Annotated in this window: 25 protein-coding genes and 1 pseudogene; 12 read left to right on the forward strand and 14 right to left on the reverse strand. The window is 68.4% G+C overall.

Annotation, left to right across the window (positions count from 1 at the left end):
* Positions 1–340 precede the first annotated feature (340 nt).
* The 3 genes and pseudogenes from LCL61_RS08850 to LCL61_RS08860 all read right to left on the reverse strand — a co-directional run.
* Positions 341–1,015: pseudogene (locus LCL61_RS08850) on the reverse strand (fasciclin domain-containing protein); the annotation flags it as partial.
* Positions 1,016–2,076: 1,061 nt separating this feature from the next.
* Positions 2,077–3,327 (reverse strand): hypothetical protein, encoded by a 1,251-nt coding sequence (locus tag LCL61_RS08855; protein WP_340686384.1) that lies wholly within the window; start codon positions 3,325–3,327, stop codon positions 2,077–2,079.
* Positions 3,324–3,908: an RNA polymerase sigma factor gene (locus LCL61_RS08860; protein ID WP_340686385.1), complete on the reverse strand. Its 585-nt coding sequence runs from the start codon at positions 3,906–3,908 to the stop codon at positions 3,324–3,326. The genes LCL61_RS08855 and LCL61_RS08860 overlap by 4 nt, the downstream gene beginning before the upstream one ends.
* A 70-nt stretch (positions 3,909–3,978) precedes the next feature.
* Here LCL61_RS08860 and LCL61_RS08865 point away from each other — a divergent pair, with 70 nt between their 5' ends.
* Positions 3,979–5,430 carry a hypothetical protein gene (locus tag LCL61_RS08865; protein ID WP_340686386.1) on the forward strand — a complete coding sequence of 484 codons (1,452 nt, stop codon included), beginning with the start codon at positions 3,979–3,981 and terminating at the stop codon, positions 5,428–5,430.
* A 19-nt stretch (positions 5,431–5,449) separates the two neighbouring features.
* Here LCL61_RS08865 and LCL61_RS08870 read toward each other — a convergent pair whose 3' ends face one another.
* Positions 5,450–5,575 carry a hypothetical protein gene (locus LCL61_RS08870; protein ID WP_340686387.1) on the reverse strand — a complete coding sequence of 42 codons (126 nt, stop codon included), beginning with the start codon at positions 5,573–5,575 and terminating at the stop codon, positions 5,450–5,452.
* A 288-nt stretch (positions 5,576–5,863) separates the two neighbouring features.
* Here LCL61_RS08870 and LCL61_RS08875 point away from each other — a divergent pair, with 288 nt between their 5' ends.
* The 3 genes from LCL61_RS08875 (at position 5,864) to LCL61_RS08885 (ending at position 9,732) form a co-directional block, all read left to right on the forward strand.
* Positions 5,864–6,655 (forward strand): metalloregulator ArsR/SmtB family transcription factor, encoded by a 792-nt coding sequence (locus tag LCL61_RS08875; protein ID WP_340686388.1) that lies wholly within the window; start codon positions 5,864–5,866, stop codon positions 6,653–6,655.
* Between the two features lie 32 nt (positions 6,656–6,687).
* On the forward strand, positions 6,688–7,467 hold the full coding sequence (locus LCL61_RS08880) for a DUF3800 domain-containing protein (RefSeq protein WP_340686389.1): 780 nt from the start codon (positions 6,688–6,690) through the stop codon (positions 7,465–7,467).
* A 105-nt stretch (positions 7,468–7,572) separates the two neighbouring features.
* On the forward strand, positions 7,573–9,732 hold the full coding sequence (locus LCL61_RS08885; protein ID WP_340686390.1) for a terpene synthase family protein: 2,160 nt from the start codon (positions 7,573–7,575) through the stop codon (positions 9,730–9,732).
* Positions 9,733–9,741: 9 nt separating this feature from the next.
* On the opposite strand, the gene LCL61_RS08890 is transcribed toward LCL61_RS08885, so the two are convergent.
* Positions 9,742–10,929: a beta-1,3-glucanase family protein gene (locus LCL61_RS08890; protein ID WP_340686391.1), complete on the reverse strand. Its 1,188-nt coding sequence runs from the start codon at positions 10,927–10,929 to the stop codon at positions 9,742–9,744.
* 305 nt (positions 10,930–11,234) lie between these two features.
* On the opposite strand from LCL61_RS08890, the gene LCL61_RS08895 reads away from it, so the two are divergent.
* From LCL61_RS08895 to LCL61_RS08910, 4 genes are all read left to right on the forward strand, one after another.
* Positions 11,235–11,855, forward strand: coding sequence for a sigma-70 family RNA polymerase sigma factor (locus tag LCL61_RS08895; RefSeq protein ID WP_340686392.1), 621 nt, complete (start codon positions 11,235–11,237; stop codon positions 11,853–11,855).
* Positions 11,856–12,296: 441 nt separating this feature from the next.
* Positions 12,297–12,881, forward strand: a complete 585-nt coding sequence (locus LCL61_RS08900; protein ID WP_340686393.1) for an ANTAR domain-containing protein — start codon at positions 12,297–12,299, stop codon at positions 12,879–12,881.
* A 31-nt stretch (positions 12,882–12,912) separates the two neighbouring features.
* The gene (locus LCL61_RS08905) at positions 12,913–13,626 is read left to right on the forward strand and encodes a GAF and ANTAR domain-containing protein (protein ID WP_340686394.1); all 714 of its coding nucleotides are present in this window, start codon (positions 12,913–12,915) and stop codon (positions 13,624–13,626) included.
* 52 nt (positions 13,627–13,678) lie between these two features.
* Complete coding sequence (locus LCL61_RS08910) at positions 13,679–14,593, forward strand: LysR family transcriptional regulator (RefSeq protein WP_340686395.1); 915 nt, start codon at positions 13,679–13,681, stop codon at positions 14,591–14,593.
* On the opposite strand, the gene LCL61_RS08915 is transcribed toward LCL61_RS08910, so the two are convergent.
* A complete protein-coding gene (locus LCL61_RS08915; protein WP_425341992.1) occupies positions 14,575–15,564 on the reverse strand; it encodes a small ribosomal subunit Rsm22 family protein in 990 nt (329 codons plus the stop codon). The two genes, LCL61_RS08910 and LCL61_RS08915, sit on opposite strands and share 19 nt — an antisense overlap.
* A 150-nt stretch (positions 15,565–15,714) precedes the next feature.
* On the opposite strand from LCL61_RS08915, the gene LCL61_RS08920 reads away from it, so the two are divergent.
* Positions 15,715–16,131, forward strand: coding sequence for a YciI family protein (locus tag LCL61_RS08920; protein ID WP_340686397.1), 417 nt, complete (start codon positions 15,715–15,717; stop codon positions 16,129–16,131).
* 30 nt (positions 16,132–16,161) lie between these two features.
* Positions 16,162–17,436, forward strand: coding sequence for an RNA polymerase sigma factor (locus LCL61_RS08925; protein WP_340686398.1), 1,275 nt, complete (start codon positions 16,162–16,164; stop codon positions 17,434–17,436).
* A gap of 56 nt (positions 17,437–17,492) precedes the next feature.
* Here LCL61_RS08925 and LCL61_RS08930 read toward each other — a convergent pair whose 3' ends face one another.
* From LCL61_RS08930 to LCL61_RS08955, 6 genes are all read right to left on the reverse strand, one after another.
* Positions 17,493–17,888: a sigma factor-like helix-turn-helix DNA-binding protein gene (locus LCL61_RS08930; RefSeq protein WP_340686399.1), complete on the reverse strand. Its 396-nt coding sequence runs from the start codon at positions 17,886–17,888 to the stop codon at positions 17,493–17,495.
* A gap of 124 nt (positions 17,889–18,012) precedes the next feature.
* Positions 18,013–18,885 (reverse strand): nuclease, encoded by an 873-nt coding sequence (locus LCL61_RS08935; RefSeq protein WP_340686400.1) that lies wholly within the window; start codon positions 18,883–18,885, stop codon positions 18,013–18,015.
* 107 nt (positions 18,886–18,992) lie between these two features.
* Positions 18,993–20,681: a lactate permease LctP family transporter gene (locus LCL61_RS08940; RefSeq protein WP_340686401.1), complete on the reverse strand. Its 1,689-nt coding sequence runs from the start codon at positions 20,679–20,681 to the stop codon at positions 18,993–18,995.
* A gap of 1 nt (position 20,682) precedes the next feature.
* Positions 20,683–21,465, reverse strand: a complete 783-nt coding sequence (locus LCL61_RS08945; RefSeq protein WP_340686402.1) for an IclR family transcriptional regulator — start codon at positions 21,463–21,465, stop codon at positions 20,683–20,685.
* 280 nt (positions 21,466–21,745) lie between these two features.
* Entirely contained in the window at positions 21,746–22,153 is a 408-nt protein-coding gene (locus LCL61_RS08950) for a CoA-binding protein (protein WP_340686403.1), read from the reverse strand.
* Positions 22,154–22,187: 34 nt separating this feature from the next.
* Positions 22,188–22,760, reverse strand: coding sequence for a hypothetical protein (locus LCL61_RS08955; RefSeq protein WP_340686404.1), 573 nt, complete (start codon positions 22,758–22,760; stop codon positions 22,188–22,190).
* Between the two features lie 130 nt (positions 22,761–22,890).
* Here LCL61_RS08955 and LCL61_RS08960 point away from each other — a divergent pair, with 130 nt between their 5' ends.
* Positions 22,891–23,688, forward strand: a complete 798-nt coding sequence (locus LCL61_RS08960; RefSeq protein ID WP_125683701.1) for a 2-keto-4-pentenoate hydratase — start codon at positions 22,891–22,893, stop codon at positions 23,686–23,688.
* Positions 23,685–24,446, forward strand: coding sequence for a 2-keto-4-pentenoate hydratase (locus LCL61_RS08965; protein WP_340686405.1), 762 nt, complete (start codon positions 23,685–23,687; stop codon positions 24,444–24,446). The genes LCL61_RS08960 and LCL61_RS08965 overlap by 4 nt, the downstream gene beginning before the upstream one ends.
* Here LCL61_RS08965 and LCL61_RS08970 read toward each other — a convergent pair.
* Positions 24,427–25,311 (reverse strand): alpha/beta hydrolase, encoded by an 885-nt coding sequence (locus LCL61_RS08970; protein ID WP_340686406.1) that lies wholly within the window; start codon positions 25,309–25,311, stop codon positions 24,427–24,429. The genes LCL61_RS08965 and LCL61_RS08970 overlap by 20 nt on opposite strands.
* 32 nt (positions 25,312–25,343) lie before the next feature.
* Positions 25,344–25,535, reverse strand: coding sequence for a hypothetical protein (locus LCL61_RS08975; protein WP_340686407.1), 192 nt, complete (start codon positions 25,533–25,535; stop codon positions 25,344–25,346).
* Positions 25,536–25,570: the final 35 nt, after the last annotated feature.

Here is a 25,570-nt window from a genome sequence, read left to right on the forward strand (position 1 = left end):
GGACGACGTCGGCCAAACCCCATGGCGGGGGCCGGCCGTCGCCGTGGCCATGGAGTGAACCAGCGACGGCGACGACCGGCGGAACGCTGCCGCTACAACGTTCCCCATGCGGCAGATAGTGTTCATCCTGCCGCGTGGCTGTGATCCACAGGCCTTAGTGGCCACTGTGGACATAGAGGAAGGGGCCGCCGCGGCTTCGGAGGTCACAAAAGCTGCGGCGGCCGCTGTGGCCGGGCCATCGACTGGGAGGTGGTGATGGCCCGGACGAGTGTCAGTTCTTGTTGGTGCCGGGTGTGAGCACCTTGTCGATGACGAAGACGGTGGCGTTCTTGGTGGGGATGTTGCCGCACANGCCCGGGGTCAGCACCTTGTCGATGACGAAGACGGTGGCGTTCTTGGTGGGGATGTTGCCGCACAGCACCTTCGCGCCGTTGACGGTCATGTTCTCGCCGGAGCCCTCGATCTTGACCGGGCCGCCCGCGGTGTTCAGGCTCTCCACGGACTTGGCGGACTCCAGGCCCTTGGCGTCGTAACGCTTGCCGACGACGTGGTACTGCAGGATCGGGGCCAGCTCGTCCGGCTTGCCCGCCAGCTCGGCGAACTTGGCGTCACCCAGTGCCTGGAAGGCGGGGTCCGCCGGGGCGAACACGGTGATGGCCTGCTGGCTGTTGAGCGTGTCCACCAGGTTGGTGGCCTTCACCGCGGCGACCAGCTTGGTCAGCAGCGGGTTGGTCGAGGCGGCGCTGGCGACCGGCTGCGGGCCCATCGAGTCCAGCGAACCCGGGGCACTGCCCTGCGGCAGCTGCGAACAGGCCGGGCCGAACACGTCGGCGTTGGTGGTCACACCGTCGGGTGAACCGGTCGAGCCGGAGCTGGTCATCGGGGCCGACGAGGACGGCGCGGGCGCGGGGGTGCTGGCATTTCCGGACGAAGCGCTGTTGTCACCGCTGCACGCGGAGAGCGCCAGTGCGGCGACCGCGGTGAAACCGATACCTGCGACGCGAATCTTGTTCACGAAACCACTCCATTGCTTGAGGCGGCAAAGTCTTGTCCACTGTGGACGACTCGTTTCGTCTTCTCGCAAGTGATTCGTGGCGGCCCGGGGACGCGGATTGGTCGTTCGCCGATCTTTCTCAGGCGGCGGTGAATGTCACGTCGTGCCGGCCGGTCGCGCCGTCGGGAACGGTGCCCCGCGCCGGGTGTACCGGATTTGTCGGTGGCGCGGCAGAACGCTTGGCGAACGCCGGTGGGCACCTCCACTTCGGTCCACCACATCCGCCACGTGTTCGGATCGACCTCCTTCGGCGGGTTCTGGCCCACCCGGACCTCGACCTTGTCGAATCCGGGGTGGACGGCGCGAGCCCCGAGGCCGGCAAGGTTCGCGCGCCGGCGTGGTGGGTCCGCCGATCGACGCACTCTCTGTTGTGACGGCGACCATGGCAAATGCCCCGAAAGCATGGTGTTCGAGACATAGGCACCTGGCTCTTCGTGGCGCCGTCGTCCATTCATGCTTTTATGGACCGGGCAGAAGGTAGGCGAAGTCGGAACGCGAATTCCGTCGCTCGTGGGGTGAGGGTCAGGCCGCACTGGTTGGCGAGTGCGCCGCGCATCTTGGTGTGATGAAAAACCTTTCGGTGTTGATCATCTGGGGATTTCTCGCCTCGGCGAAGCATCACTTAAGCGGTCAGGAGTATGTGAACTTGAAGCGGCGATGACACTCTCGCTGGGTGGCGTGGCAAGCGCGAAAGAGGCAGGCGACTACTACGGCCCGTTCGCAACCGAAGGGGAATGCGAAGCGCCAGGGTGCTGTTCAACTACGGTGACCCTTGCTGCTGGTCGCTCCAGAACGGCGGCAGTTGGTGGTTTCACGGCGGTTTCTAAACGCCGCTAAGTACCCGAAGACCCCTTCTCTCGGATGAGCCGAGAGAAGGGGTCTTGTGCTACTCGGGCCTCGCAGGAGATCGCAAGACGAGACAAGAGTCTTCGTATTCCGATCTCGCGGGTCGAAACGATATTCATTTCTCGCGTCGGTGGCGCCACTGGACACGATCTGGCGGTCGCGGGCCGGCGACCCGGCTACAGAGTCCCTTCGAACACGACAGTGCCGTTGGCGTCACGCGCCTGAATGCGGACCCCTCGCGGGAACGGGTCATTCACCTCTTTCGGAACGAAGACCACGAAGGTCCCGTCGACCACATCGGTTGTCGAGGTCAGTCCGGCGCCGAAGTCACAGGTCACCGTCACCGCCGTCGCCGGCAGCCGCGTCCCGGCGAACGGTGTCCGGGCGTTGCCCCGGTCACCACCATCTTCCACACCGCCCAGTGGCTGCATCGGAATCGTCCGGGGCTGCTCCGGCGGGATCTCGAAATGGTCCTGATAGACACGCATCTTCAGCCGGCCGGGACGCCGTGGGTCCGGAACCTTCGTGCACGCCAGGCTCCGGTCGCCCAAACGGGCGAGAACGACCTGATAGCCGTCCTTGTCCAGCAGTGCGCCGGGCCGATAGCCCGCCACGTCGGAGATGGCGTCCACCGCACCGGACAGACATTCGCCCAGCGCGCGTCCCGCGGGCGAGGTCCGGTCGGCCGGGGCGATCGGGCGATCGACGGCCGAGAGCAGCGGCGCCGGAGCCGGCGGCAGGCTCGTAGTCGTCGCTCGGGCGGCATCGTAAACGGTCAGTTGCGTCTTCGCGGGGTCGGTCCAGGAGAACGAGACGAACTGATGTGACAGAGGCGAAGCTTCCACGGAGTCCCCGCCGCCGGAATCCTCGGCCTGGAATGCGAGACCCGCACCCGGCCAGGCCGGATCGAGCACCCCGCCGATCAGCCCGGTCGCGCTCTGCAGGAGCAGTCCGGTGCGGGTTCCCGGCACATACGTGGGGACGGCGTTCGGGTCGGACAAGGTCACGGTGGTCAGCGTCGTCTCGCAGAACATCGGCTTGCCCGCCGCCGTCGCGGCGACGACCGAGACGTCCAGCATGACGTCCGTGAACAAGGGAATCCATTCCTCGCGAGGGGGCACACGGTCCGTCTTGCCCGCGGCTCGCACCGCGGCCCAGCAGCGGTCGAGCGACGACGTCGCCAGCCCGACGTCCAGGTTGAGCCCGCCGGCGGCAGGCTCGGGGCCGGGGTCCGCGCCCTGCTGACGGAGCAGCTGTGTCGCGGCGGCGACGCCGGACGCGACGAGAACGACCGCCGCGGCGGCGGCGTACCAGACGCGCGCCGTCCGCCGCGGCTTCGCGATCCCCTCCCGGACGGCCGATCGCATCCGGGCGCGGACGTCGTCCGGCATCGCCTGGCAAGGCGGGTACACGGGTTCGCCGCTCATTTCTCCTCCAGCAACGTACGCAGCCGGGCTCGTCCCCGGGAAAGATGGGCGCGGACGGTGACCTCGGCGATGCCCAGCAACTCCGCGGCGTCAGCGATGCTCACCTCGGCGGCCAGGCAGAGTTCGACGACCTCGCGCTGCGATTTCGGCAGCGACCGGACGGCTTCGGCGACTCGCCCCAGCCGGCGCTGGCCGTCGATCTTCTCGGCCACCGAATCGGCGTGGTCGGATACGGCGGGCTGGGCCGGGATCTTCCGGAGCAGCCGAAGCCGGCGACGAGCACCGCGGTGCTCGTCACGGGCGACATTGGCCGCGACCGTGTAGAGCCACGGCAGGGCGCTGTCCCGCACCAGGGTCACCTCGGCCCGCCGCCGCCAGGCGATGAGGAACGTCGTGGACGCCAGATCCTCGGCGCTGCTCCACGAACCGGTCAGGCGATACGTGTAGTTCCACAGAGCCTCGGCGTGCCGCTCGAACAGTTCACTGAACGCCCCCTCGTCGCCGCCGGCCGCGCGGGCCCACAGTTCCCGGTCACCGGTCTTTTCCACCGGTACCCCCACCTCGCTCGCGAGACTGCTCACGCCCTGGTTGTGGCCGGCACCGGCCGAACGTTGCGCGCAACTTTCCGGGGTGGAGGAGCCATATCAAGCCATGATCATGGAACAGGTCCGGACGACGGACAACCAGGCGACGTCCTGGCGGATGCCCCTGTCCGTAGCGGTGCTCTCGGCGGTGGTGTTCCTGCTCGCCCGGCCGCATTTGATCGACGACACGTTCATCACGCTGGCGTACGCGCGCAACGTCGCCTTCCACGGCCACTGGGGCCTGCTCGCCGACGCGACGTCGAACACCGCGACGTCGCCGGCGAACGTGCTCATCCTGGCGGCCCTGACCATCCTCGTCCGCGACGCCGTCTTCGCCGCCGGAGTGCTGTTCGTGCTGTGCCAAGTCCTTCTCGCCCTGGGGTTGCGCAGGCTCGGCGCGGTGACCGGGCTGTCGCCCCGGTTCCCCGCCCTGACACTCGCCGCGCTGACCGCGAACCCGCTTCTGCTCTCGTCGATCGGGCTCGAGGTCACCCTCGGCGCGGCGGTCCTGGGCTGGCTCACCGTGTTCGCCGTCGAAAAGAACCCATTCGCCTTCGGTCTGACAGCCGGCGTGCTCGCCCTGGTCCGGCTGGACCTGATCGTGTTCGCGGTGGTGCTCGCCGTCTTCCTCCGTCCCGGCACGGGACGCGCACTGCTCGGCGCCGGGCTGATCACGCTGCCGTGGTTCGGCTTCAGCTGGGTGGTTCTCGGCGCGGCGGTACCGGACACCGTTGTGATCAAGACTCTCCAAGGCGCGCGACACGCTTGGGGCGCCTGGAACTTCGGCAACGGCCCGCTGTTCTACGCGCGGACTTCGCCGGTGATGGCCGTGCTGGCGTTCCTGCCCGTGGCCCTCGCCGTCCTCTCCGTGGTGACGCTGGCCGCCCGGCGGCGCACGATCCCCGCCGGGCTGCGGCCGTTCGTGCTGCTCGCCCTCGGCGGCCTGCTCTATCACCTCGGCTACGTGTTGCTGGCGGTCCCGCCCTACCACTGGTACTACGGCCCCGGCCTCACCGCGGCGACCGTTTTCGTCTGTGCCGTAGCGGTTTCCCACCGGATCATGGTCCGCGGGGTGCTCGCGCTGATCGTCGCCGGTCTGATCGCGTACGCGGCCGCCGGACTTCCCCGCACGTACGCGCCGTTCACGTCGAACTACACGTCGAGTGCGCAGTACGCACGTATCGGAGCGGAACTGGGAACGCTCGCCGGAGGCCGGATCGTCGGCAGCGCGGGCGAAATCGGCGTCCTCGCCTACAGTTGCGGCTGCCCGGTCGTCGACGTCTTCTCCGACCGTGGCCTGCTGCCGGCCGCGATCGAGGCGCGAGGCGAGGAGAACCGCTGGATCCGCGCGGTACTCCGCGTGAACTACGCCTTCTTCGACTTCGACGTCCGGCCACGCCGTCCCGAACTCGTGCTGCGCCGGCTGGCGGCCCCGCCGCCGGACGCGCTCGCGCACTGGACGCTCGACGCGCCGACTCTCGGGAAGCAGGAGCTGTACCTGGTGCCGAACAAGGAGTGAAAGCCCGGCGGGCCCTGAGTCAGGCGTTCGGGACCGCCGCTTCCCGCGCCGGGCGGATCCGGCTCAGCTGCAGGAGACTGAAGCCGAACAGCAGGACCCCGAGCGGGACGTGGACCGCGGTCACGTGCGTGAGCCCGAGGAACACGGCCGCCGGCAGGATCGGCTCGGGGGAGCCGCCGCCCGGCCGCTCGGCACGGTCAGCAGGAGACCGGCGGAGATGGGGTGAGGAAGACGGCCAGGGTCTGCACGGCGATCGCGACGCGCAACGGGGTCGGCATGGGAACTCCTTCGGGTGGAAGTGTCACCACGTCGACGAGGTAGCCACCGGAAACGTGACACAACCTGGTGGCCGGGGAACGGCTGCTTGACATGCAGCTACATGGCTGCCTAGCCTGCAAAGGCAGCCGCGCGGCTGCCTATCCGGGAGGGCGGCATGGACGAGGTCTTCAAGGCATTGGCGGACCCCAGTCGTCGCCGGTTGCTCGACGACCTGAACGCCCGCAACGGGCAGACCCTGCGTGAGCTGTGCGCGGGACTGGACATGGCGCGGCAGTCGGTCAGCAAGCATCTGGGTGTCCTGGAAGCGGCCAATCTGGTGACCACGGTGCGCCGTGGCCGCGAGAAGTTGCACTACGTGAACGCGGAGCCGATCAACGCGATCGCCGAGCGCTGGATCGACCGCTACCACCAGGGCCGCGTCGACGCGCTCGCCGACCTCAAGAAGGCATTGGAGCAGGAACCCATGAGCACCGACGAATTCGTGTACACGAGCTACATCAGGACGACGCCGGAGCGGCTTTGGCGGGCACTCACCGATCCGGTCTTCACCAAGCGGTACTGGGGTTGTGAGTTCACTTCGGACTGGAAGCCCGGGTCGACGATGGCCTGGGAGCAGCTCGGCGTGAGGCTGGAGGACCCCGGACAGGTCGTCCTCGAATCCGACCCGTACCGGCGGCTGTCCTACACGTGGCACACCTTCACGCCGGAGTTCGCGAAGTCGGTGGGGCTCGACGACGACGTGTCGGCGAAGCTCCAGGCCGAATCGCGGTCGAAGGTCACCTTCGATCTCGAACCCGTCGGTGACACGGTGAAACTGACCGTGGTGCACGACGGTTTCGACCCGGGCAGCACCGCGTTGGAGATGGTCAAGGGCGGCTGGCCGTCGATCCTGTCGAGCCTCAAGACGTTGCTCGAGACCGGTGAGCCACTGCCCGATCCCGCGTAACCGGGTCGACGTCGCCGGGGTGATCGGGCACGATGCGCAGCGTGCCCCTGGAGATCGCCTGTGACGAGTCCGGGTCCGAGGGCGAGAAACTGATCGGCGGGGAGACCGACGTGTTCGCGCACACGGGGGTCCGGCTGAGTCTCGAAGAGGCCGCCGCCTGCCTGGTCGAACTGCGGCGAAGGATCCGTTCGCCGGCGATCGAGTACAAGGCGAACCATCTCCTCCGGACGAAACACCGGCGAGTCCTCGAATGGTTCCTCGGGCCGCTCGGCCCGGTCCACGGGCGAGCCCACGTGTACCTCGTGGACAAGAAGCGGCTGCTGGCGAACGAACTGCGCGCGCTCGCCGGGCCGGAGATCCGGCCGGACGACGAACTCCTCGCCGCGTTCAACGACGTGCTGCGGGCCAGGAATCGCGGGGATCCGGCGGCGGGGTCGTTCTTCGCGATGGCCGGGGACACCGCGGAATTGAGGGTGAAGGTCGCCGCGGCACGTGACGCCAAGATCCTCGATCCGCTGGTGCCCGCGATCCTGCGCGCCGTCGAATACTGGAGCGAGGGCGGGGAGCAGGTCTTCCTCGTCCACGACGAACAACCGTCGCTCAAAGGGGACCGGCTCGCCCGGATCGAGTCGAGCCCGGGATTGGCCGGGGTGAAGTTCGTGGATTCACGGACCGATCCGCGGGTGCAGGCCGCCGATTTCCTGGTCGGTGTCGCCCGCCGGATCGCCGAGGACGCATTGAACGGGAACGGCGACGAGGTATTGACCGGATTGCTGGCGCCGTATGTCGATTCGGCGTCCCTTTGGTACTGATTCACTCCATGGCACAGCGAATCGCTCGGGTGGACGGTTGCCCGGCGCGGCGGCGGGCTGGAAACGTCGGAACGGATCCGACATCGGCCCGGGAGGCGCTCGCAGATGCAGGCTTTCACCTTGCCCGAGTTCTACGTGCCGCATCCGGCCAGGATGAATCCGCACCTCGAAGCGGCGCGGGCGCACAGTATGGCCTGGGCGAGGCGAATGGGGATGCTCGATTCACCCTCGCCGTCCGGTGACGTTGTCTGGACCGAACAGGCACTGGCGAAAATGGACTACGCGCTGCTCTGCGCGCACACTCATCCGGACTGTGACGGGCCATCCCTCGATCTGGTCACGGACTGGTACGTGTGGGTGTTCTTCTTCGACGACGATTTCCTCGCGCAATTCAAGTACACCCGGGACATCGAGGGCGCGAAGGCTTATCTGGACCGCCTGGAACTGTTCATGACCGGGCCGGGGGAAACATCACCGGAGCCTGCGAATCCCGCCGAAGCCGGGCTCGAAGACCTTTGGGCGCGCACCATTCCCTCGATGTCGGAGGCCTGGCGACGGCGTTTCGTCACCAGTACGCACAACCTGATGGTCGAATCGCTCTGGGAACTGGACAACATCGACCGCGGCCGGATCGCGAACCCCATCGAATACGTCCAGATGCGTCGCCGGGTCGGCGGCGCGCCGTGGTCGGCGAACCTCATCGAGTACGCCGTCGGCGCCGAAGTGCCGGCCGAGATCGCGGCGACCAGGCCGATGGAGGTCCTGCGCGACACGTTCGCCGACGCCGTCCACCTTCGCAACGATCTCTTTTCCTACCAACGCGAAGTGCGCGAAGAGGGGGAGAATTCGAACGCGGTCCTCGTCTTCGAGAAATTCCTCGATTGCCCGACGCAGGAGGCCGCCGATCTCACCAACGACCTGCTGACCTCGCGGCTGCAGCAGTTCGAGAACACCGCGCTGGTCGAGGTGCCCGCGCTGCTGGCCGAACGCGACGTCTCGCTGTCCGAGCAGATCGCGGTCGGCCTTTACGTCAAAGGCCTGCAGGATTGGCAGTCCGGCGGGCACGAATGGCACGTGCGGTCGAGCCGGTACATGAACGAGGGCGTGACCGAGCCGACGGGGCTCTCGCCGAACCGGCTGGGGCTGGTCCAGCGGGTGCGGCAGCAGGCGCCCCCGCCGTTCGCGAAGGTCGGGCAGCTGCCCCTGCCGGAATTCCGCATGCCGTACCCCGTGCGCACCAGCCCTCACCTCGCCGCCGCCCGCGCGTACGGGCCGGGCTGGGCGCGCGAGATGGGGATGTTCGACGAGGGGGTCTGGGACGAGCGCCGGTATCTCGGCATCGACCTGGCGCACTGCGCCGCGATGATCGACGCGGACGCGGACTTCGAACGGCTGAAGCTGTCGACCGACTGGCTCACTTGGGGCACCTACGGCGACGACTACTTCCCTCTGGTCTTCGGCGCGAAACGTGACGCGATCGCCGCGAAACTGTGCAGTGACCGGCTTTCCTTGTTCATGCCGCTCGGCGGCGAGCCGATGCCGAAGCCGTCGAACCCGGTCGAGCGAGGCCTCGCGGATCTGTGGGGCCGCACCGCCGGACGGCTCACCCCGCACGGGCGGGCGGAGTTCCGGCGGGCGGTCGAGAGCATGACCGCGAGCTGGGTGTGGGAGGTGGGGAACCAAGCGCAGAACCGCGTCCCCGACCCGGTCGACTACGTGGAGACGCGGCGGCGGACGTTCGGCTCCGACCTGACGAAGAGCCTCGCGCTCCTCGAACTCGGCGACGTCGTGCCGCCGGAACTCTTCCAGAACCGCGTGCTGTCCGAACTCGACACCGCGGCACAGGACTACGCGGCGTTCGCCAACGACCTGTTCTCGTACCAGAAGGAGATCGAGTACGAGGGCGAGATGCACAACCTCGTGTACGTCGTCGAACGGTTTCTGGCGGTGGACCGGATCGTGGCCCGCGACATCGCCGCCCGGCTGATGAACGCGCGGTTGGACCAGTTCGAGCAGCTCGACGGCGAGGGCCTGCCGCGGATGTGCGACGACCTCGGGCTCGGCGACGACGTCCGCACGGCGCTGACCGGGTACGCGGACCACCTCAAGGACTGGATGGCCGGAATCCTGGAATGGCACCGGAAATGCGTGCGGTACCTGCCGGTGGAACTGGAGCGCGCCCGCACTCCCGAACCGCCGTCGTTCTCGCGCGTGCCGAGCGGGATCGGCATGTCGGCCTGGCGGATCGGGAGCGGGGCGCGGTGAGGCGCGCCCCTAGAACGCGGTGAGGATGATCCGCGCGGTCCGCGGGTCCCCGTCGTGCACCAGCGATTCGAAGTGCCCGACGTCGTCGAAGGCGAATCCGTACGCCTTCCCGTCCACCATCTGCTCGTGCACGATCCGCGAGTAGTGGTCGGTCACGGGCTGCTTGTAGAACTGGCCCGCGTCGTAGGTCGGCTGCGTGTGCAGGGTGCCGAGCGTCGAGCGGTGCAGTGCCGCGCACAGTGTCCGCGCGATCGGGCCGACGACCTGGTCGTTCGGCGCGTGCAGCCGCCCGTCGCAGTTGAAGACGTCACGGGTGCTCGGCTTGCTGAACGACGCCACCGTGGCGCCCGAGGTGTCGGTGAAGCGCAGGACGTCGTCCCCGCCGGTCCGGCCGGTGAACTTCTTGCCGGGTTCGGCCTCGAACGGGACCACGGTCAGCGGTGTCGACTTGTAGGCGTTCCAGGCGCTCGTGACGTAGCCGTCGAGGTAGGTCCCGCTGAACTTGCCGGTGTCGAGCCCCTTGCCGGGAGCGAGCACCCGCAGCCGGTTGTACACCAGGTTCGAGAAACCGGACTGTCCTTGGACGGCGTTGAAGAGGGCTTCGCGGCCACCCGCCTTGAGCCGCCCGGCCTCCTTGTTCGTCCCCGCCCCGTTGGTGAGCCCGACGGCGTGCGGCACACTGAACATGTCGACCTGCGAGCTGTTGATGAACAGCCCGCCGTTGTCGTAGGTGAATTCGCTCCAGTCGAACAGGATGTCGCGGTTCGGGTCGCCGTCGGCCCACGGCGCCGGCTGCACCAGCCCGTCCGGGGTCAGGAAGAACTTGATCTTCTGCCCGAACGACATGTAGACGCGGCCCGAGAGCATCCGCGGGATCCGCAGCGTGGTCGAGCCGCCGTTGCCGGGGCCCGCGATCGAGACGTCCGGCGCGGGGCTCGGCGGGTTCGCGCCCGGCGGCCACGGGGTGAAGGCGCCGTCGGCGTTGACGTAGCCGAGTTTCCCGGTGTTGAGGTTCGTGCCGAGCACGTAGAGGTGGACCGCGTCGGAGCGGTTCGAGTTGTTGGTGACGGTCAGTGGCAGCGGATCGGGGCCCGCGGCGACCGCGGTGGGTGCCGAAAGCGCCGACACTCCGGTGACCAGGGGGAGAGCGACCGCCAACGCGGTCAAGACGCGCCGGATCTTCTTGCGGATGCGCACAGTTCACTCCTCGGCGGAATCCCGTCGCGGAGCGCGGACGCGCCGCGGCGGTGCTTGCGGATGTCGGCCGGGGGCGCGTTCCCGGCCTGGGCGTGACCTTGGCGAGGGGTCTCAGCACGGGAAGTTACGTCGCCGGACGCGGAGATGTCCAGACCATTGGTGGGAATCTGTCCGGTTTTCCGCCGGGCCGGACAATTTGTCGCGGGCCTTTCGTCGATTGAGGTGGCCGGATTCGTCGGCTACCGTTGGCCGGGTTCCGTCCTGGACCCCGGCGGCCGGGTTTTCTCATCGGTGGGGAGCGGGACATGAGCGACGAGTTTCCGAGACGAAGAACCGGCGGCGGTGAGACGTGGATTTCCCCCGCCGGCTGGGACGGCCTCGCCAAGGCCGCGGTGGACGGCGCGCCGCACGCCATGGACGACCTCATGGCCGCCCTCATGCCGTGGGCGCGGCAGTACGCCGAGACCCGCCTCGGCGACCATGAGCTGACCTATCTCGAGCCGGCCGACGTGGCGCAGGAGATCTGCCTCGCGGTCTTCGTCGCGCTTCCCGGACATGGCCGCCGCGGAGGCTCCTTCCTGTTCCTCCTGCGTGCCATCGCGGCGAACAAGGTCGCCGACGTCTTCCGGAAGGCCGCGCGGAGCAAGCAGGTGCTGACCGGTGAACTCCCCGAACGTCCGGCGGGGGCCGCGGAGGAACCCGAGCAACGCGCCCTGCGGACCGACCTCGGCCTCCGGCTCGGCAGGCTGATGAGGACGCTGCCGATCTCCCACCGCGAAGTGCTGGGGATGCGGGTGATCGGCGAGCTGACGTCGAACGAGACCGCGGCGGCGCTCGGGACGACGTCGTCACGGGTGCGGGTGACCAAGCACCGCGCGATCAGCAGGCTGCGCGCCTGCGCTCAGCGCCAGGACGCCTTGAGCTGAATGCGGATCAACAACCGGACAAAAGGGTTCTCCCGTTTGGCGCGGGTTTCGAGAATGCGAACGCACATGGCCCCTCCAGAGCTCGCCGACGAGTGCCGTTGCCGGGGGCCGGGGACAGCGGTCTCGGATCCACCCTAGGCGTGGACCGGTGAGCCGGAACCGGCCGAACGGACCATTGGGGCAGAGGAATTCGTCACTGAAACATGGGAGAATGGTCCTTGGTGCGGACAAACCGTACGCGCTGTTCGCTCTTGATCCCGGCGGGCCCGTCCGATATCGGGCAACGCCGGGAGGCACGCCATGGAGATTCGACGGCATGATCGCGCCGCTTCGGTCTGGGCGAAGATGTGTTTTCTCGCTTCGGAAACCGATTCACCGGTCTCTATCGAACACGCCTGCGTCATTTGCGGAGAGGTCCTCGACGCGGCGGGTGTCGGGCTCGTGCTCACCCCCGGGGAAGGTCTCGCCGAGCCGATCTTCGCCACCGACGAACGCAGCCGCGAATTGGAAGATCTGCAGTTCACCCTTGGCGAAGGTCCCGCGCTGGAAGTGGCGCGCGGCGGTATGCTCGTCGTAGTAACCGATTTGACCAGTTCGGAGGCGGCACTCCGATGGCCGATGTTCGCGCCGGAGGCGATTGACCGAAGCGTGAAATCGATCATCGCGGTGCCGATTCAGGCCGGTGCGATCAAAGTGGGCGTTGTCGACTGCTATCGCGAATTCGCCGGGTCCCTGTCAAGGGAGGGCAGGGCGCAAGCACTCGTCTGCGCCGATGCGGTGATCACCCTCGCCATCGCCGAGGCAGGCACGGGTAAGCCGGGGCTGGCCGGATTGATCGATCGCCGATTCACCGGCCATCGCGACCGGGTGCATCAGGCCGCGGGCATGGTGTCGGTCCAGCTCGGCGTCGGGCTCGCGGACGCGCTCGCGCGCTTGCGTGCCTATGCCTACGCCAACGACCGGAGGCTCGACGAGGTGGCCATGGACGTGGTGCTTCGCCGGGTCACGTTCCGGTCCGAACCATGACGGGCGTGAGCCTGAGGAGATAGCAGAAACGATGATCGACCTGACGGCCGGCTTGCGCGAGACCTTCGTCCAGTTGGCGGACACCCTCGTCGACGACTTCGACCTCGTCGAGTTCCTCGATCTGTTCGCTTGCGGATGCGTCGAACTACTCGGTGTCCCTGCCGCCGGGCTGGTGCTCGCCGACCAGCACGGCACCCTCACCATGGTCGCCGCGTCCGAGGAAAAGACCCGCCTGCTCGAATTGTTCCAGCTACGGAACTCGGAGGGGCCGTGCCTGGACTGCTACCGGCGCGCCGAGCCGGTGGACTGCCCGGATCTGGCGCGGGCGGGCGGAAGCTGGCCGAAGTTCTCCCGAGAGGCGGAAAACGCCGGATTCCGCTCCGTGTACGCCTTGCCGATGCGGCTTCGGGAAGACGTGATCGGTGCGCTGAGCCTGTTCGACACCCGGCCCGCGTCGCTCGACGACGACGGATTGTGCTTGGGGCAGGCGCTCGCGGACATCGCCACGATCGGCATCCTGCATCACCGGATGTGGCAGCGGCAGGAGATCATCACCGCGCAGCTCCAGGCGGCGTTGAACAGCAGGGTGATCATCGAGCAGGCGAAAGGCGTTCTCGCCGAGCGGCTCCGGGTTTCGGTGGACGACGCGTTCGGCGTATTGCGCGCCTACGCGCGGAGCAACAATCGCAAGATCCTCTCCGTGGCGACCGGGATCATCGACCACACAGTGGAAATCCCGCGCTGAACGATACCGATTCGGCGCTTGCCCGCCCTTCGGTGATACCTAGACTGGCTGGGTGTTTTCCCTGGAGCAGCTGGTGAGTTTCGTCGCGGTGGCCGAGGAACTGCACTACGGCCGGGCGGCGGAGCGGCTTTCGATGACCCAGCCGCCGTTGAGCAGGCGGATCCAGTTGCTGGAGCGCGAACTGGGGGTCGAGCTGTTCGACCGGACGCACCGCACGGTCCGGATGACCCCGGCAGGACGGGTTTTTCTCGCCGAGGCGAGGAAGATCCTTCGTTCGGTGCAAGAGGCGACGCTGTACGCCCGGCGGGCGAAGAAAGGCGAGGCCGGGGTCGTCAAGCTCGGCTTCACCGCCACGGCGGCGTATTCCTACCTCGAACGCGTCATCGCCGTGGCGAACGCCGAGGTACCCGGCATCGATCTCGTGCTGCTGGAAATGGTGACGGCGGCGCAGGTGGAGGAGTTGCTGGCGGGTGGGATCGATCTCGGCATGGTCCGGCCGCCGGTCACGGGGGCCGACATCGTGACCCTGTCGCTGTGGCGGGAGCCGCTGCTGGCGGCGTTGCCGTCGGCGCATCCTTTGGCGCGGCGCAAGAAGAATCCCGATGTCCGCGACTTCGACGGCGAGCCGTTCATCATGTACTCGCCGTCGGAGGGCCGTTACTTCCACGATCTGCTCGTGGCGGTGTTCCGCGCCGCCCGGGTGCTGCCGGAGTACACGCAATACCCCTGTCAGGTGCATACGGTGCTCGCGCTGGTGAAGGCGGAGCTCGGGGTCGCGCTGGTGCCGGCCGCGGCGGCCGCGCTGCGCTTCGAGGGGGTGGTGCTCCGTCCGGTGGACGGTGTCGCGAACCGCCCGGTCGAACTCGAACTGATGTGGCGGCGGAGCAACGACAATCCGGCGCTCGGCGCGTTGCTCGCCGCCGTCGGCGATCAGGCGCGACGAGCTCGTCAGTCCACTGTGGACTGATCGGGCCAGGCGTCGCCCCATTCGGCGTCACGGGCCGCGCGGTAGGCCATGCCGTGCCGTTTGGTGACGATCGTTTCGGTGAGCCCGGCTCCGGCGCAGAGGGAGAGGCCCACCATGCCCTTGCGTTTGGCCGGATGCCGCAGGATGCGGGCTTCGGCGCGTTCCGGTGCCGTGCGCGACGCGACGACGTAGGAGAACTTCTCGTCCTCGAAGCCGAGCGTTCCCGACTTGAGCTGGCGGTGCAGGCCGGTGCGCGGGAGACGCGCGGAGAAATGGCACCAGTCCTTGCCGCGCGGTATCGGGCACGCGCCTTCGTGCGGACAGGGCGCGACCAGGGAGAGCCCGAGCCCGACGAGCTGATCCCGCGCTTCGACGATCCGTTCGTAGCCGGCGGGGGTGCCGGGTTCGATCAGGACGAGCATCCCGGCCTTCGCCGACAGCCAGCGGACGGCGTCGGCCCTGCGGGCTTCGGGCAGCTCCCCGAGGACATAGGAGAGGGTCACCAGATCGGCCTCCGGCGCGGGCGCGGCCGGGTCGATCAGGCCACGTCGCCAGGTCGAGCCCCGGACGGCCTTGTCGCCGGCGGTCCCCGCGAGCCGCCGCCCCAGCGCGATCGCGCCCGGGACCTGCTCGACGACGGTGCTTTCCTCCAGCGACGGCCACACGCCGGCCGCCGCCCAGATCGCGGCACCGGTCCCGCCGCCGACGTCGATCTGCGTCCGGGGAGCGAACCCAGGAGCGCGAAGGGCGGCTTCGGTGAGAACGGCGTGTACGGCCGCGTACGTGGCAGGCATCCGGTAGCCCGCGTACGCCGCGATGTCGACCTCGGAAGAGAGGATGGGCGCGCTCGCGGGGTTGTTCTCGCGGTAGCGCGTGCTGAGCCGCTCGACGGACTGCGTCAGCCTGTTCTGCGGGTACTTGCCCAGCTCTTCGTCGAGGGCGGAGCGGAGGGTTTGGGGGAGTGCTGCCACGAGGGAACATCCTCTCATGGGCCTTGACCTGCGATTTTCCGGCTGTTCGAATATCCGCGGAAAAAGTTCGGGGACCGTGTCGAAACCGGGGATGCCCGATCGACGCGTAGATGTGGCAGGGACGAGCCCCGCCGGGAACGGAGACACGAGATGCGGTTCATGGTGATCGTCAAGAGCGACGAGAAGACCGACGTGGCCGGTGCGCAGCCGAGCGCCGAGGACCTTCAGGAGATGGGGAAGTTCAACGAGGAACTGGTGAAGGCCGGCGTCATGCTCGCGGGTGAAGGCCTGCTCCCCAGCGCCGAGGGTTTCCGCGTCCAGTACTCCGGCACCAACGAGGCCAGGATCGTCGACGGGCCCTTCGCCGAGAGCAAGGAGCTCATCGCGGGTTTCTGGATCCTGCAGGTCAAGGACAGGGCCGAGGTCCTCGAATGGATGAAGCGCGCGCCGTTCCGCGAGGGCGAGATCGAAATCCGCCGCATCGCGGAGCTGGAGGACTTCGACAACGCGACACCGGAGATCGTCGAGCGCGAGCAGAAGCTGCGGGAGCAGACCGGAGCGAACTAGTGGTTGCGGTCGTCGCGCCGACGTTGTTGATTGGTCGGCGTGACGGCAACAGCAGACCCCCGTTCGGCGATCGACGCGGTGTGGCGGATCGAATCGGCCCGCCTCATCGCCGGCCTCGCGCGGATGACGCGCGATGTCGGACTCGCGGAGGAACTGGCGCAGGACGCGCTGGTCGCCGCGCTCGAACAGTGGCCTGAGTCGGGCGTCCCGAGGAACCCGGGCGCCTGGCTCATGACCACGGCGAAACGCCGCGCCGTCGACACCTTCCGGCGCAACGAGCGGTACGAGAAGAAGCTCGGCGAGATCGGCCGCGAGCTGGAGTTCGAGGAGGATCCCGACTTCACCGCCGGTCTCGACGACCATATCGAGGACGATCTGCTGCGGCTGGTGTTCACCGCCTGTCATCCGGTGCTGTCGACCGAGGCCAGGGTGGCGCTGACGCTGAAGATGATCGGCGGGCTCCAAACGCACGAGATCGCGCGGGCGTTCCTCGCCAAGGAGACCGCCATCGCGCAGCGGATCGTCCGGGCGAAGAAGACGCTCGGCGACGCCAAGGTGCCGTTCGAGGTGCCCGAGGGGGAGGACAGGGTCGCGCGCCTGTCCTCGGTGCTCGAGGTCATCTACCTGATCTTCAACGAGGGCTATTCGGCGACGGCGGGCGAGGACTGGATGCGACCGGCGCTGTGCGAAGAGGCACTGCGGCTCGGCCGGATCCTGGCCGGGCTGATGCCGAGGGAACCCGAGGTGCACGGGCTCGTCGCGTTGATGGAGATCCAGGCGTCGCGAGCCGCCGCGCGCGTCGGGCCGAACGGCGAACCCGTGCTGCTGATGGATCAGGACCGGACGAAATGGAACCGGCTCCTGATCGGCCGTGGTCTCGCCGCGCTGGAGCTCGCCGAGTCGCTGGCGGACGGCGCTTTCGGCGTCTACGCGGCGCAAGCCGCCATCGCCGCCTGTCACGCGCGGGCGCGAACGGGCGACGAGACGGACTGGGCACGCATCGCCGTCCTGTACGAAGGGCTCGGGAAGCTGAACCCGTCGCCGGTGATCGAACTGAACCGGGCGGTGGCGCTGTCGATGGCCGTCGGTCCGGAGGCGGGGCTGGAGGTCGTCGACAAGCTGGTGTCGGAGCCCGCGCTGAAGTCGTACCACCTGCTGCCGAGTGTGCGCGGCGACTTCCTGGCGAAGCTCGGCCGCCTCGACGAGGCCCGCGCCGAGTTCGAGCGCGCGGCCGAGATGACCGGGAACGACCGCGAGCGCACCCTGCTGCTGAACCGGGCCGCGGAGTGCACCCGCCGCGATTAGTCCTCTGGACGCGGTAGTTCGCGCCACGAACTACCGCATCCCGAGGACGAAACGCGTCAGGCGGGGGCAGGACGCAACGCGCTCAGCGCCCGGTGCTGCCCCAGCCGGACGGCCTGGACGGAGCAGCCGAGCGCCAGCGCGGTGTCGTCGGCGGAAAGCCCGACGAGCGACCGCAGCACCATGATCTCGCGCTGCTGGCCCGGCAGCCCGGAAAGCGGGTTCGGCAGCTCGGCGGTGGTCCGGTGGAAGTCGTCCACCAGGCCGTGCGTGACGTCGTAGGCGAACCTGAGGAGCGCGGGAGCGCCGGCCGCCCCGGCGAAGATCTCGCGGCAGCTGTCCTTCGCGATCGCGTCGGCGATGTCGTAGGTGCCCGCGCGGCGGCCGATCCGCGCCCGGCAGTAGCGCACGACCAGGACGCGGATGGCGTCGACGAGCTTCGAAGCCGTCTCCATCCGCCCGCCGGCCTCCTCCGGCCGTCGTGAACCGTGTCCTCGCATCGGCTCCCTCTCCCACCTTTCAGATGAGCACGGCGGAGGGGGAGGGAGGTACGGTGTTTTTGCCGACACGGGGCATGGTTCAGGCCTCGATGAAGACGATCCGCTCGGGCTCGATCGTCAGGCTCACGGTCTGCCGCTTCACGCTCACCAAGGTCTCGAATTCCGTGGCGTGCCCGTCCGGGACGGTGAACAGGCGGTCGTCGCGGGAATCGAGGAAGTCGGAGAAGCCGCTCAGCGAGACCCCGCCGCTTTCGTCGAGCGCGAGGTAGTCGACGAGCCTGCGGAACAGTTTCGGCAGGATCACCAGTTCGTCGGCCAGTTGCCGACGCGACGAGAGCTTGAACCCGGAGTTCGTGACGTCCTGAGGCCACAGCCCGAGTCCGTTCTGGCGCGCTTCGACCGCCGCTTCGGCCAAGGCGTCACGCAGATCGGGGTAAAGCAGTGAATAGAACGTCGGGTAGACGAGCCCGTCCGCGACCTGCCGGTAGTTCGCGGAGTTCTTCAGCGTTTTGACGTCGAGATGGACCTTGGAAAGGTCCGCCGACCGTCCCGGCCGTTGTCCGGGAAAGGCGAACGCCACCGCCCGTCCGTATTTGTCGGCGAATCGCGTCAGTATGTGACCGGGTACCTTGATCGGCGTCGACGAAGTGACCGTTCCCCGTTCATCGCGTTCGACCGTCTTGAAGCCGAGGGCCTTCAGCAGGTTCGCCGCGGCGGCGTCGGCGAATTCCGCGGGCTGATGCCACATCCCGCCGGTTCCCCTGGCCTGGTAATGCGTTTCGAGCGCGTCGATCGCGTCGAGCCGAAGCTGCATCCCGCCCCGCGAATTGAGCCGGACCTTCAGGCCCGCCTTCTTGGTCGCCTGGGGATCTTCGGGATAGAACCGTACCGAATCGCCGTCCGGTGAGGCTCCGACGAGCTGGAACGTTCCTTTGATCAGCGTCATGGGCATGAGGACAACGGTAGTTCCCATTCCGGTGAACGAACCTGGCGTTCATCCATCCAGCCCAATGGCCGGTAAAGATCGGGTGACCATTGTGGACATTCCTGCATTCCCGTTCACGACGGGATCATGAACTCCAGCACGGTCGCCTGAAGCAACGCGATGCCCCCGACCACGGCGGTCAGCACGACCGACCACAGGAAGGTCTGCCGCAGCAGCGCGCCCTCCTGCCCGGATCGCCCGATCGCGGTGGCGCCGATGGACAGGTTCTGCGGCGAGATCATCTTCCCCATCACGCCGCCCGAGGTGTTGGTGGCACCGGCGAGGATCGGGTCGACGTGCAGTTGCTGAGCCGAAATCACCTGCATCGGCCCGAAGAGACTGTTCGTCGACGCGTCCGATCCGGTGAGGAACACCCCCAGCCAGCCGATGTAGGCCGAGAACAACGGGAACAGCACCCCGGTGGTCGCCAGCGCCAGGCCGAGTGTCTGCGTCGCACCCGAGTAGTTCATGACGAACGCGATCGCGAGGATCATGAAGATCGTCGCCAGCGCCCAGCGCATCTGGTGCAGCGTCCGCCGGTAGGTCGCCAGCAGCAGCCGCGGTTTCGCCCCCATCAGGAAGCCCGCCACGATCGCCGCGATCAGGGCCACCGTTCCCGGCGAGTAAAGGAAATCGACGGTCAACGTCGCCGCGTACGGGGTGTCCTTCGGCGTGATCGGCGCGTGCTGGACGACCTCCTTGTGCAGTCCCGGCCACGCGAACACCCAGTCGGCCTTGTGCAGCAGCTTCGTCAGGTCCAGCCATTCCGGCAGGTTCTTGAAGATCGTGCCGATCCGGGACAGGAAGATCGCCGCGATCAGGATGATGTACGGCGCCCACGCGTACAGCGCGCCGCGTCGGGCTTTCGCCGCGCCGAGGCTCGCCCCGGACTTCACCGGTTCCTCGCCGTCGAAACGCCAGACCGCCGACGGCTGCCAGAACCGCGTCAAGATCCACAGCGAGGCCATCGCGGCGAGCGCGGCGACGACGTCGACGAGGCTCGGGCTGATGAAGTTCGAGGTGACGAACTGCATGACCGCGAACGACAGCCCGGCCGTCAGCACGGCGGGCCAGACCTCGATCATCCGTTTCCAGCCCGCGAGGACCACGATCAGGAAACCGGGGACGATCAGGGCCAGCAACGGGAGCTGGCGGCCGACCATCGACGAGAACAGTTCCGTCGCCTGCTCCTGTTTCATGCCGAGGATCGGCGCGGTCAGCCTGCCGAGCACGATCAGCGGATTGCCGAGGCCGCCGAACGCGACCGGCGCGGTGTTCGCCAGCAACGCGAGCACGACCGCCTTCACCGGCGGGAAACCGAGCGCGGCCATCATCGCCGCGGTGATCGCGATCGGCGAGCCGCCGCCCGCGATCCCTTCCAGCAGCGCCCCGAAGCCGAACGCGATCAGCAGCGCCTGGAGGCGGCGGTCCTCACTGAACCCGGCGAGGACCGCCTTGATGTCGTCGAATCGTCCCGTCGCGACGGTGACGTTGTGGAAGTACACGGCGTGGAACGCGATCCAGGCCACCGACCACACCCCGAACACGACACCCATGGCCGCGGAATCGAAGGCGAGCCCGGCGGGCATGCGATACAGCAGTACCGCGACCAGCAGCGCGGTGATCAGCGCCAGCGCCGCCGAGAGCTGCGCCGACCGGCGCAGGACTCCCAGCGTCACCAGCAGCACGATGATCGGCAGCGCCGCCAGCGCGGCGGACGGCCAGAGCCCGCCCGCCGGCTGGTAGTCCTGGACCCAGCCCACGTCAGGCCCTTTGCGCGCGGACGTAACCCAGCCGGAGCGACAGCGCGGCCGCGGTGCCCGCCACCGTCGCGCCCAGTTCGTCGGTGCGGCGGAGCACCCGGCCGGCGGGGCCCGCGATGCTGATCGCGGCGATCGGCCGTCCGGTGTGGTCGCGGACGGCGGCCGCCACGCAGCCCACGTCCGGTTCGTTCTCGACGTCGTCCACGGCCCAGCCGCGGCGGCTGGTCCTGGCAAGGTCGTCGAGGAGCCGGGCCGGATCGTTGATCGTCTTGAGCGTGAGACTGTCGAGTTTCATCCGGCGGATGCGTTCGACGCGGTCCTGTTCGGGCAGTGCCGCCAGCCACGCCTTGCCCAGCGACGTCGCGTGCTGCGGGCGGCGGGTGCCGAGGCGGCAGGCAAGGGTGACGGCGTTGGCGCTGCGTTCGGTGGCGACGTAGACCATCGTGTCGTTGTCCGGGACGGCGAGATAGGTCGTCTCGCCGCTGCGTTCGGCGAGCGACGCGAGATAACGCGGCGCGCAGCGGTGGAGGTCGGTCGCGGCCATCGCGCGGGCGCCGAGTTCGACCAGCCGGGTGCCGAGCCGCACGCGGCCGGTGGTGCGATCGGCTTCGAGGTATTCGAGATTCTTGAGGGTGCCGACGATGCGGTAGGCCGCGCTCCGGGAGAGACCCAGTTGCCGGGCGATCGCGTTGGTGGAAATCTCCTGGTTCTGGCCCACATGCTCGAGAACCGCGAGTCCGCGCTCGAGTGTGCCACTGGAATCCAGGGAGCGGGGTGTGCCCACTTCGCCCTCCGATGGACCGGGGTGCCGGTGATCGGCACCTGTTTCCGCTAAGCGGATTCGGACGTTAACAGCTCGCCCCACCCTTGGGAAGGTTTCTTAACAAACTGACGACCGGACAAGTTTTCCCAGCTCGAAGGCTTCCGGTCAAGATCACCGGTTTGGACCAATTCGTTCGGCTGATCAGAATCGGTGTATGACTTCAAAGGTCATTCTTTTGTTCACGGATATGAACGAACCCCCGCCGGAAAATCGCGGCGAGGGTTCGTGGCGAAGTACGTTTCTAACGCACAGACAGATTCGCGACCGCTCGGACGACGGCGGTGCAGCGGTCTTCGACGTAAGCCAGCCCGCCTTCTTCGGCGATCCGGCGGGACTCGGCGGAGACGATGCCCTGCTGCAGCCAGAGCGCCTTCGCGCCGATCGCGACGGCCTGTTCGGCGATCGGCGGGGTGTCCTCGGACGGCCGGAAGACGTCGACGATGTCGACGGGCTCCGGGATGTCGGTGAGCGAGCGGTAGACCTTCTGGCCCAGCAGCTCGTCGGCCGAGGGATGGACGGGGATGATCCGGAACCCGTGTGCCTGCAGCACGGCGGCGACCCCGTGCGAGGCCTTGGCCGGATCGCGGCTCAGCCCCACGACGGCGATCGTCTTCGATCCGGCGAGGATCTCGGTGGCGCGATCGGTCATACCGGGTTCAACGACGGCAGGTGGCAGCGCATTCCTAGAGCTTCCAGAGCCGCAGCCCCCGCACCCGATACACCGGCCAGACGACGTGCCAGGCGCGGCGGCGCAGGAAGACCGCGGAGCAGGTGAGGACGCTGCGCGCGGAGGTCGTCGCGACGTCATGGCGGTCCGGCCAGATCTCGCCGTGCCGCCCGGCGGCGATCCGGAAGACGTTGACCAGGCCGCGGCCCTGCAGGTCGAACTTCGCCCCCGTGTCACCGGAATCCGGGGTCAGGGAGGCGATCTCCGGGCCGAACGCGGCCGCGGGCGCCGGCCCCGCGTCGGCGGGGAGGTCACCGACGGTCGCCGAGACCGCCTTGCCGTAGAGACGCCGGGTGTAGCGCTGGAGCAGCAGCCGCTCCCACAGCGGCAGGACACGGCGGTGCTTCAGCAGTGCCGAACACTCCGCGTGCCCGATGGCGAAGATGTCGGTCAGCTCGTCGTAGGCGTTGTGCGCGGTGGGCTCGTTGAGGTGCACCCGCACCTCGTAGCGGATGCGCGCGGTGAGCTCGTCGAGCTCTTCGCGGCGGTCGATCCTGGCCTTCGCCCGTGAGAGCGTCCAATCGGACATGGGTGCAGGCTAGGTGATGATCGGGGGCGTGCGAGACCCTTTCGGCCTAATCCGTGCGTACCGGCCAGTGGAACGGGCGTCTTGTGCGGGCACAGGCGACGGGGCAGAGTTCGGCTGTCGGAAGGAGCCCATGGACGCCAGCACGCTGCAGGAGGCCGCGGCCGCGCTGCTCAGCGCGTACGAGACCGGCAAGCCGATCGCGCCCCTCATCGAGACGTATCCCGCCGCGACCTTGGAGGACGCGTACCGCATCCAGCAGCGGCTCGTCCGCCACTGGGCCGAACGCGGCGACGAGGTGCGCGGGCACAAGGTCGGTCTCGCGTCCGCCGCAATGCAGCGGCAGATGGGCGTCGACCAGCCCGACTACGGCCATCTGACCGCCTCGATGTTCCACCTCGAACACCAGCCGATCCCGATCGGCGGCTTCCTGCAGCCGAGGATCGAGCCGGAGATCGCGTTCGTGCTCGGCTCACGGCTGCGCGGCCCCGGCGTCACGGTGGCGGACGCGCTGCGGGCGGTGGACTTCGTCGTCCCGGCGCTGGAGATCGTCGATTCCCGTATCCAGGACTGGAAGATCAGCATCGTCGACACGATCGCGGACAACGCGTCCTCGGGCGGTGTCGTCCTCGGCAGCAGGCCGACCGCGATCGGCGACATCGACCTGCGGCTGGTGGGCTGCGTCCTGCACCAGAACGGCGAGATCGCGGCGACCGGGGCGGGTGGCGCGGTACTCGGCTCACCGGTGAACGCGCTGGTGTGGCTCGCGAACACGGTCGGGCCGCTCGGTGTCGCGCTCGAACCGGGACACGTCGTGCTGCCGGGTTCGATGACGCGCGCGATCCCGGTGAGTCCCGGCGACACCGTCGTCGCGACGATGGCGGGGCTCGGCAGTGTCACCGCGAAGTTCTCCGGGGAGGAACGGCCGTGAGCCTTGGTGTGCGTGAGGCGGCGGAAGCGCTGCTGTCCGGGGAAGAACGCGAGCCACTGACGGACACGTGGCCCGCTCTGGACGTCGACACCGCTTATGCGATCCAGGACGAGGCGCTGCGGCTTCGGCGGGCGCGCGGCGAGACGGTGATCGGCGTCAAGCTGGGCCTGACCTCGCGGGCGATGCAGCGGCGGATGGGGATCGACTCGCCGTTGCTCGCGTGGCTGACCGACGCGATGGTGCTGCCCGCCGGCGTCCCGGTGCCGTCGCTGATCCACCCGCGTGCGGAGCCCGAGCTGGTTTTCGTGCTGGGTGACCGGCTCGCGGGCCCCGGTGTCACCGCGGCGACCGCGATGGCGGCGGTGGACCGGGTCCACGGCGGCATCGAGATCGTCGACAGCCGCTACCGCGACTACCGGGGCAAGCTGCCGGACGCCGTGGCGGACAACGGTTTCTCGGCGTATTTCACGCTGGGCCCGGTCAGCGTCGAGCCGTCCACAGTGGATCTTTCGCTGGAAGCGGCGCTTCTGGAGGTCGACGGTGCGATCGTCGACACCGCCACCGGCGCGGCCGTGCAGGGACATCCGGCGGAAGCGCTGGCGCTGGCGGCCAACACCCTCGGCGCTCGGGGGCTCGCGCTGGAGCCTGGCTGGATCGTGCTCACCGGCGGGATGACCGACGCGGTCGACGTGCGCCCGGGTTCACGGGTGGCGGCGCATTTCTCGCATCTGGGCTCGATCACGCTCGCCGGGTCTTGACGTCGGCGCGGTCGGCGGTCCGGACCAGACCGCGCGTCAGCCGCGGCCAGATCGCGCGCGGGAGGTCGTGCCCCATGCCGGGGACGATGTCCACTTCGGACTCCCGCAGCGCACGGGCCGTCGCCCGGCCGCCGGAAACGTGCACGAGCGGATCCTTCGAACCGTGCACGACCAGTGCGGGCACTTCGAGTTTCCGCAACGCGCGGAAGCGATCCCGGCTCGAAACGATCGCCGCCAGCTGCCGCGCGGTCCCGCCGGGATCGACGCCGCGATCGAAGGACCGTTCCGCGCGTTCCCGCATCCGCGCCTCGTCGAAGGGGTAGCCGGGCGAGCCGATGACTCGGAAGGTGCGCACCAGCGAATCGACGTACTCCTCTCGGCCGCGAGGAGGCGCCGAAAGCAGCATCGCCGTCGCCTTGGCGCTCGGCCGCCCGACGAACCGGTTGCCGGTGGTCGACATGATCGACGTCAGCGACCGCACCCGCGACGGGTACTCGATGGCCAGCGTCTGCGCGACCATCCCGCCCATCGACGCGCCCACGACGTGCGCGCTCTCGACGCCGAGTTCGGTCAGCAGCCCGGCGGCGTCACCCGCCATGTCCGCCAGGGAGTACGGCGCCACGCGCAGGGCGTACGCGAGCGGCAGGTTCGCCCGGCCGGACATCCGGCTGGACCGGCCGGCGTCCCGGTTGTCGTAGCGGATGACGTAGAACCCCTCGGCCGCGAGGTTCTCGCAGAGTTCGTCGTCCCACCAGATCATCTGCGACGCCAAACCCATGATCATCAGCAACGGCCTGCCATCCGGCGGCCCGAACGTCTCGTGGCACAGCTGGATGCCGTTCACTTCGGCGATCTTCTCCGGCATCAGGACAGTGTGACCGCCGAAGCCGGAAACGGCTACGCGTCCTCGACGTGGACGGCTTGGCTCTCCGGCCCGGCGGCCCGCTGCATGCCCTCGTCTTCGGCGACCTCCTCCGGTTCGGTGTCGCCCGGTTCGCCGCCGTCGGGCCTGCTGAGCTGGACAGCCTCTTCGGAGGCGTCGGCCGGGCTCGGGCCGTCGGCTGCTTCGCGGTCTTCCTGGTCGGACATGGTTCCCTCCGATGGATCGGGTCCTTGCCGTCCAC

The sequence above is a fragment of the Amycolatopsis coloradensis genome (assembly GCF_037997115.1).
Lineage (GTDB): Bacteria > Actinomycetota > Actinomycetes > Mycobacteriales > Pseudonocardiaceae > Amycolatopsis > Amycolatopsis coloradensis_A.

Excerpts from the sequence above, each read along its gene's own strand:
- LCL61_RS08855 (WP_340686384.1), bottom strand. The coding sequence starts at position 3,327 with ATGAGCGGCGAACCCGTGTACCCGCCTTGCCAGGCGATGCCGGACGAC.
- LCL61_RS08865 (WP_340686386.1), top strand. The coding sequence starts at position 3,979 with ATGATCATGGAACAGGTCCGGACGACGGACAACCAGGCGACGTCCTGG.
- LCL61_RS08875 (WP_340686388.1), top strand. The coding sequence starts at position 5,864 with ATGGACGAGGTCTTCAAGGCATTGGCGGACCCCAGTCGTCGCCGGTTG.
- LCL61_RS08880 (WP_340686389.1), top strand. The coding sequence starts at position 6,688 with ATGCGCAGCGTGCCCCTGGAGATCGCCTGTGACGAGTCCGGGTCCGAG.
- LCL61_RS08885 (WP_340686390.1), top strand. The coding sequence starts at position 7,573 with ATGCAGGCTTTCACCTTGCCCGAGTTCTACGTGCCGCATCCGGCCAGG.
- LCL61_RS08895 (WP_340686392.1), top strand. The coding sequence starts at position 11,235 with ATGAGCGACGAGTTTCCGAGACGAAGAACCGGCGGCGGTGAGACGTGG.
- LCL61_RS08905 (WP_340686394.1), top strand. The coding sequence starts at position 12,913 with ATGATCGACCTGACGGCCGGCTTGCGCGAGACCTTCGTCCAGTTGGCG.
- LCL61_RS08920 (WP_340686397.1), top strand. The coding sequence starts at position 15,715 with ATGCGGTTCATGGTGATCGTCAAGAGCGACGAGAAGACCGACGTGGCC.
- LCL61_RS08930 (WP_340686399.1), bottom strand. The coding sequence starts at position 17,888 with ATGGAGACGGCTTCGAAGCTCGTCGACGCCATCCGCGTCCTGGTCGTG.
- LCL61_RS08935 (WP_340686400.1), bottom strand. The coding sequence starts at position 18,885 with ATGCCCATGACGCTGATCAAAGGAACGTTCCAGCTCGTCGGAGCCTCA.
- LCL61_RS08950 (WP_340686403.1), bottom strand. The coding sequence starts at position 22,153 with ATGACCGATCGCGCCACCGAGATCCTCGCCGGATCGAAGACGATCGCC.
- LCL61_RS08955 (WP_340686404.1), bottom strand. The coding sequence starts at position 22,760 with ATGTCCGATTGGACGCTCTCACGGGCGAAGGCCAGGATCGACCGCCGC.
- LCL61_RS08960 (WP_125683701.1), top strand. The coding sequence starts at position 22,891 with ATGGACGCCAGCACGCTGCAGGAGGCCGCGGCCGCGCTGCTCAGCGCG.
- LCL61_RS08970 (WP_340686406.1), bottom strand. The coding sequence starts at position 25,311 with ATGCCGGAGAAGATCGCCGAAGTGAACGGCATCCAGCTGTGCCACGAG.
- LCL61_RS08975 (WP_340686407.1), bottom strand. The coding sequence starts at position 25,535 with ATGTCCGACCAGGAAGACCGCGAAGCAGCCGACGGCCCGAGCCCGGCC.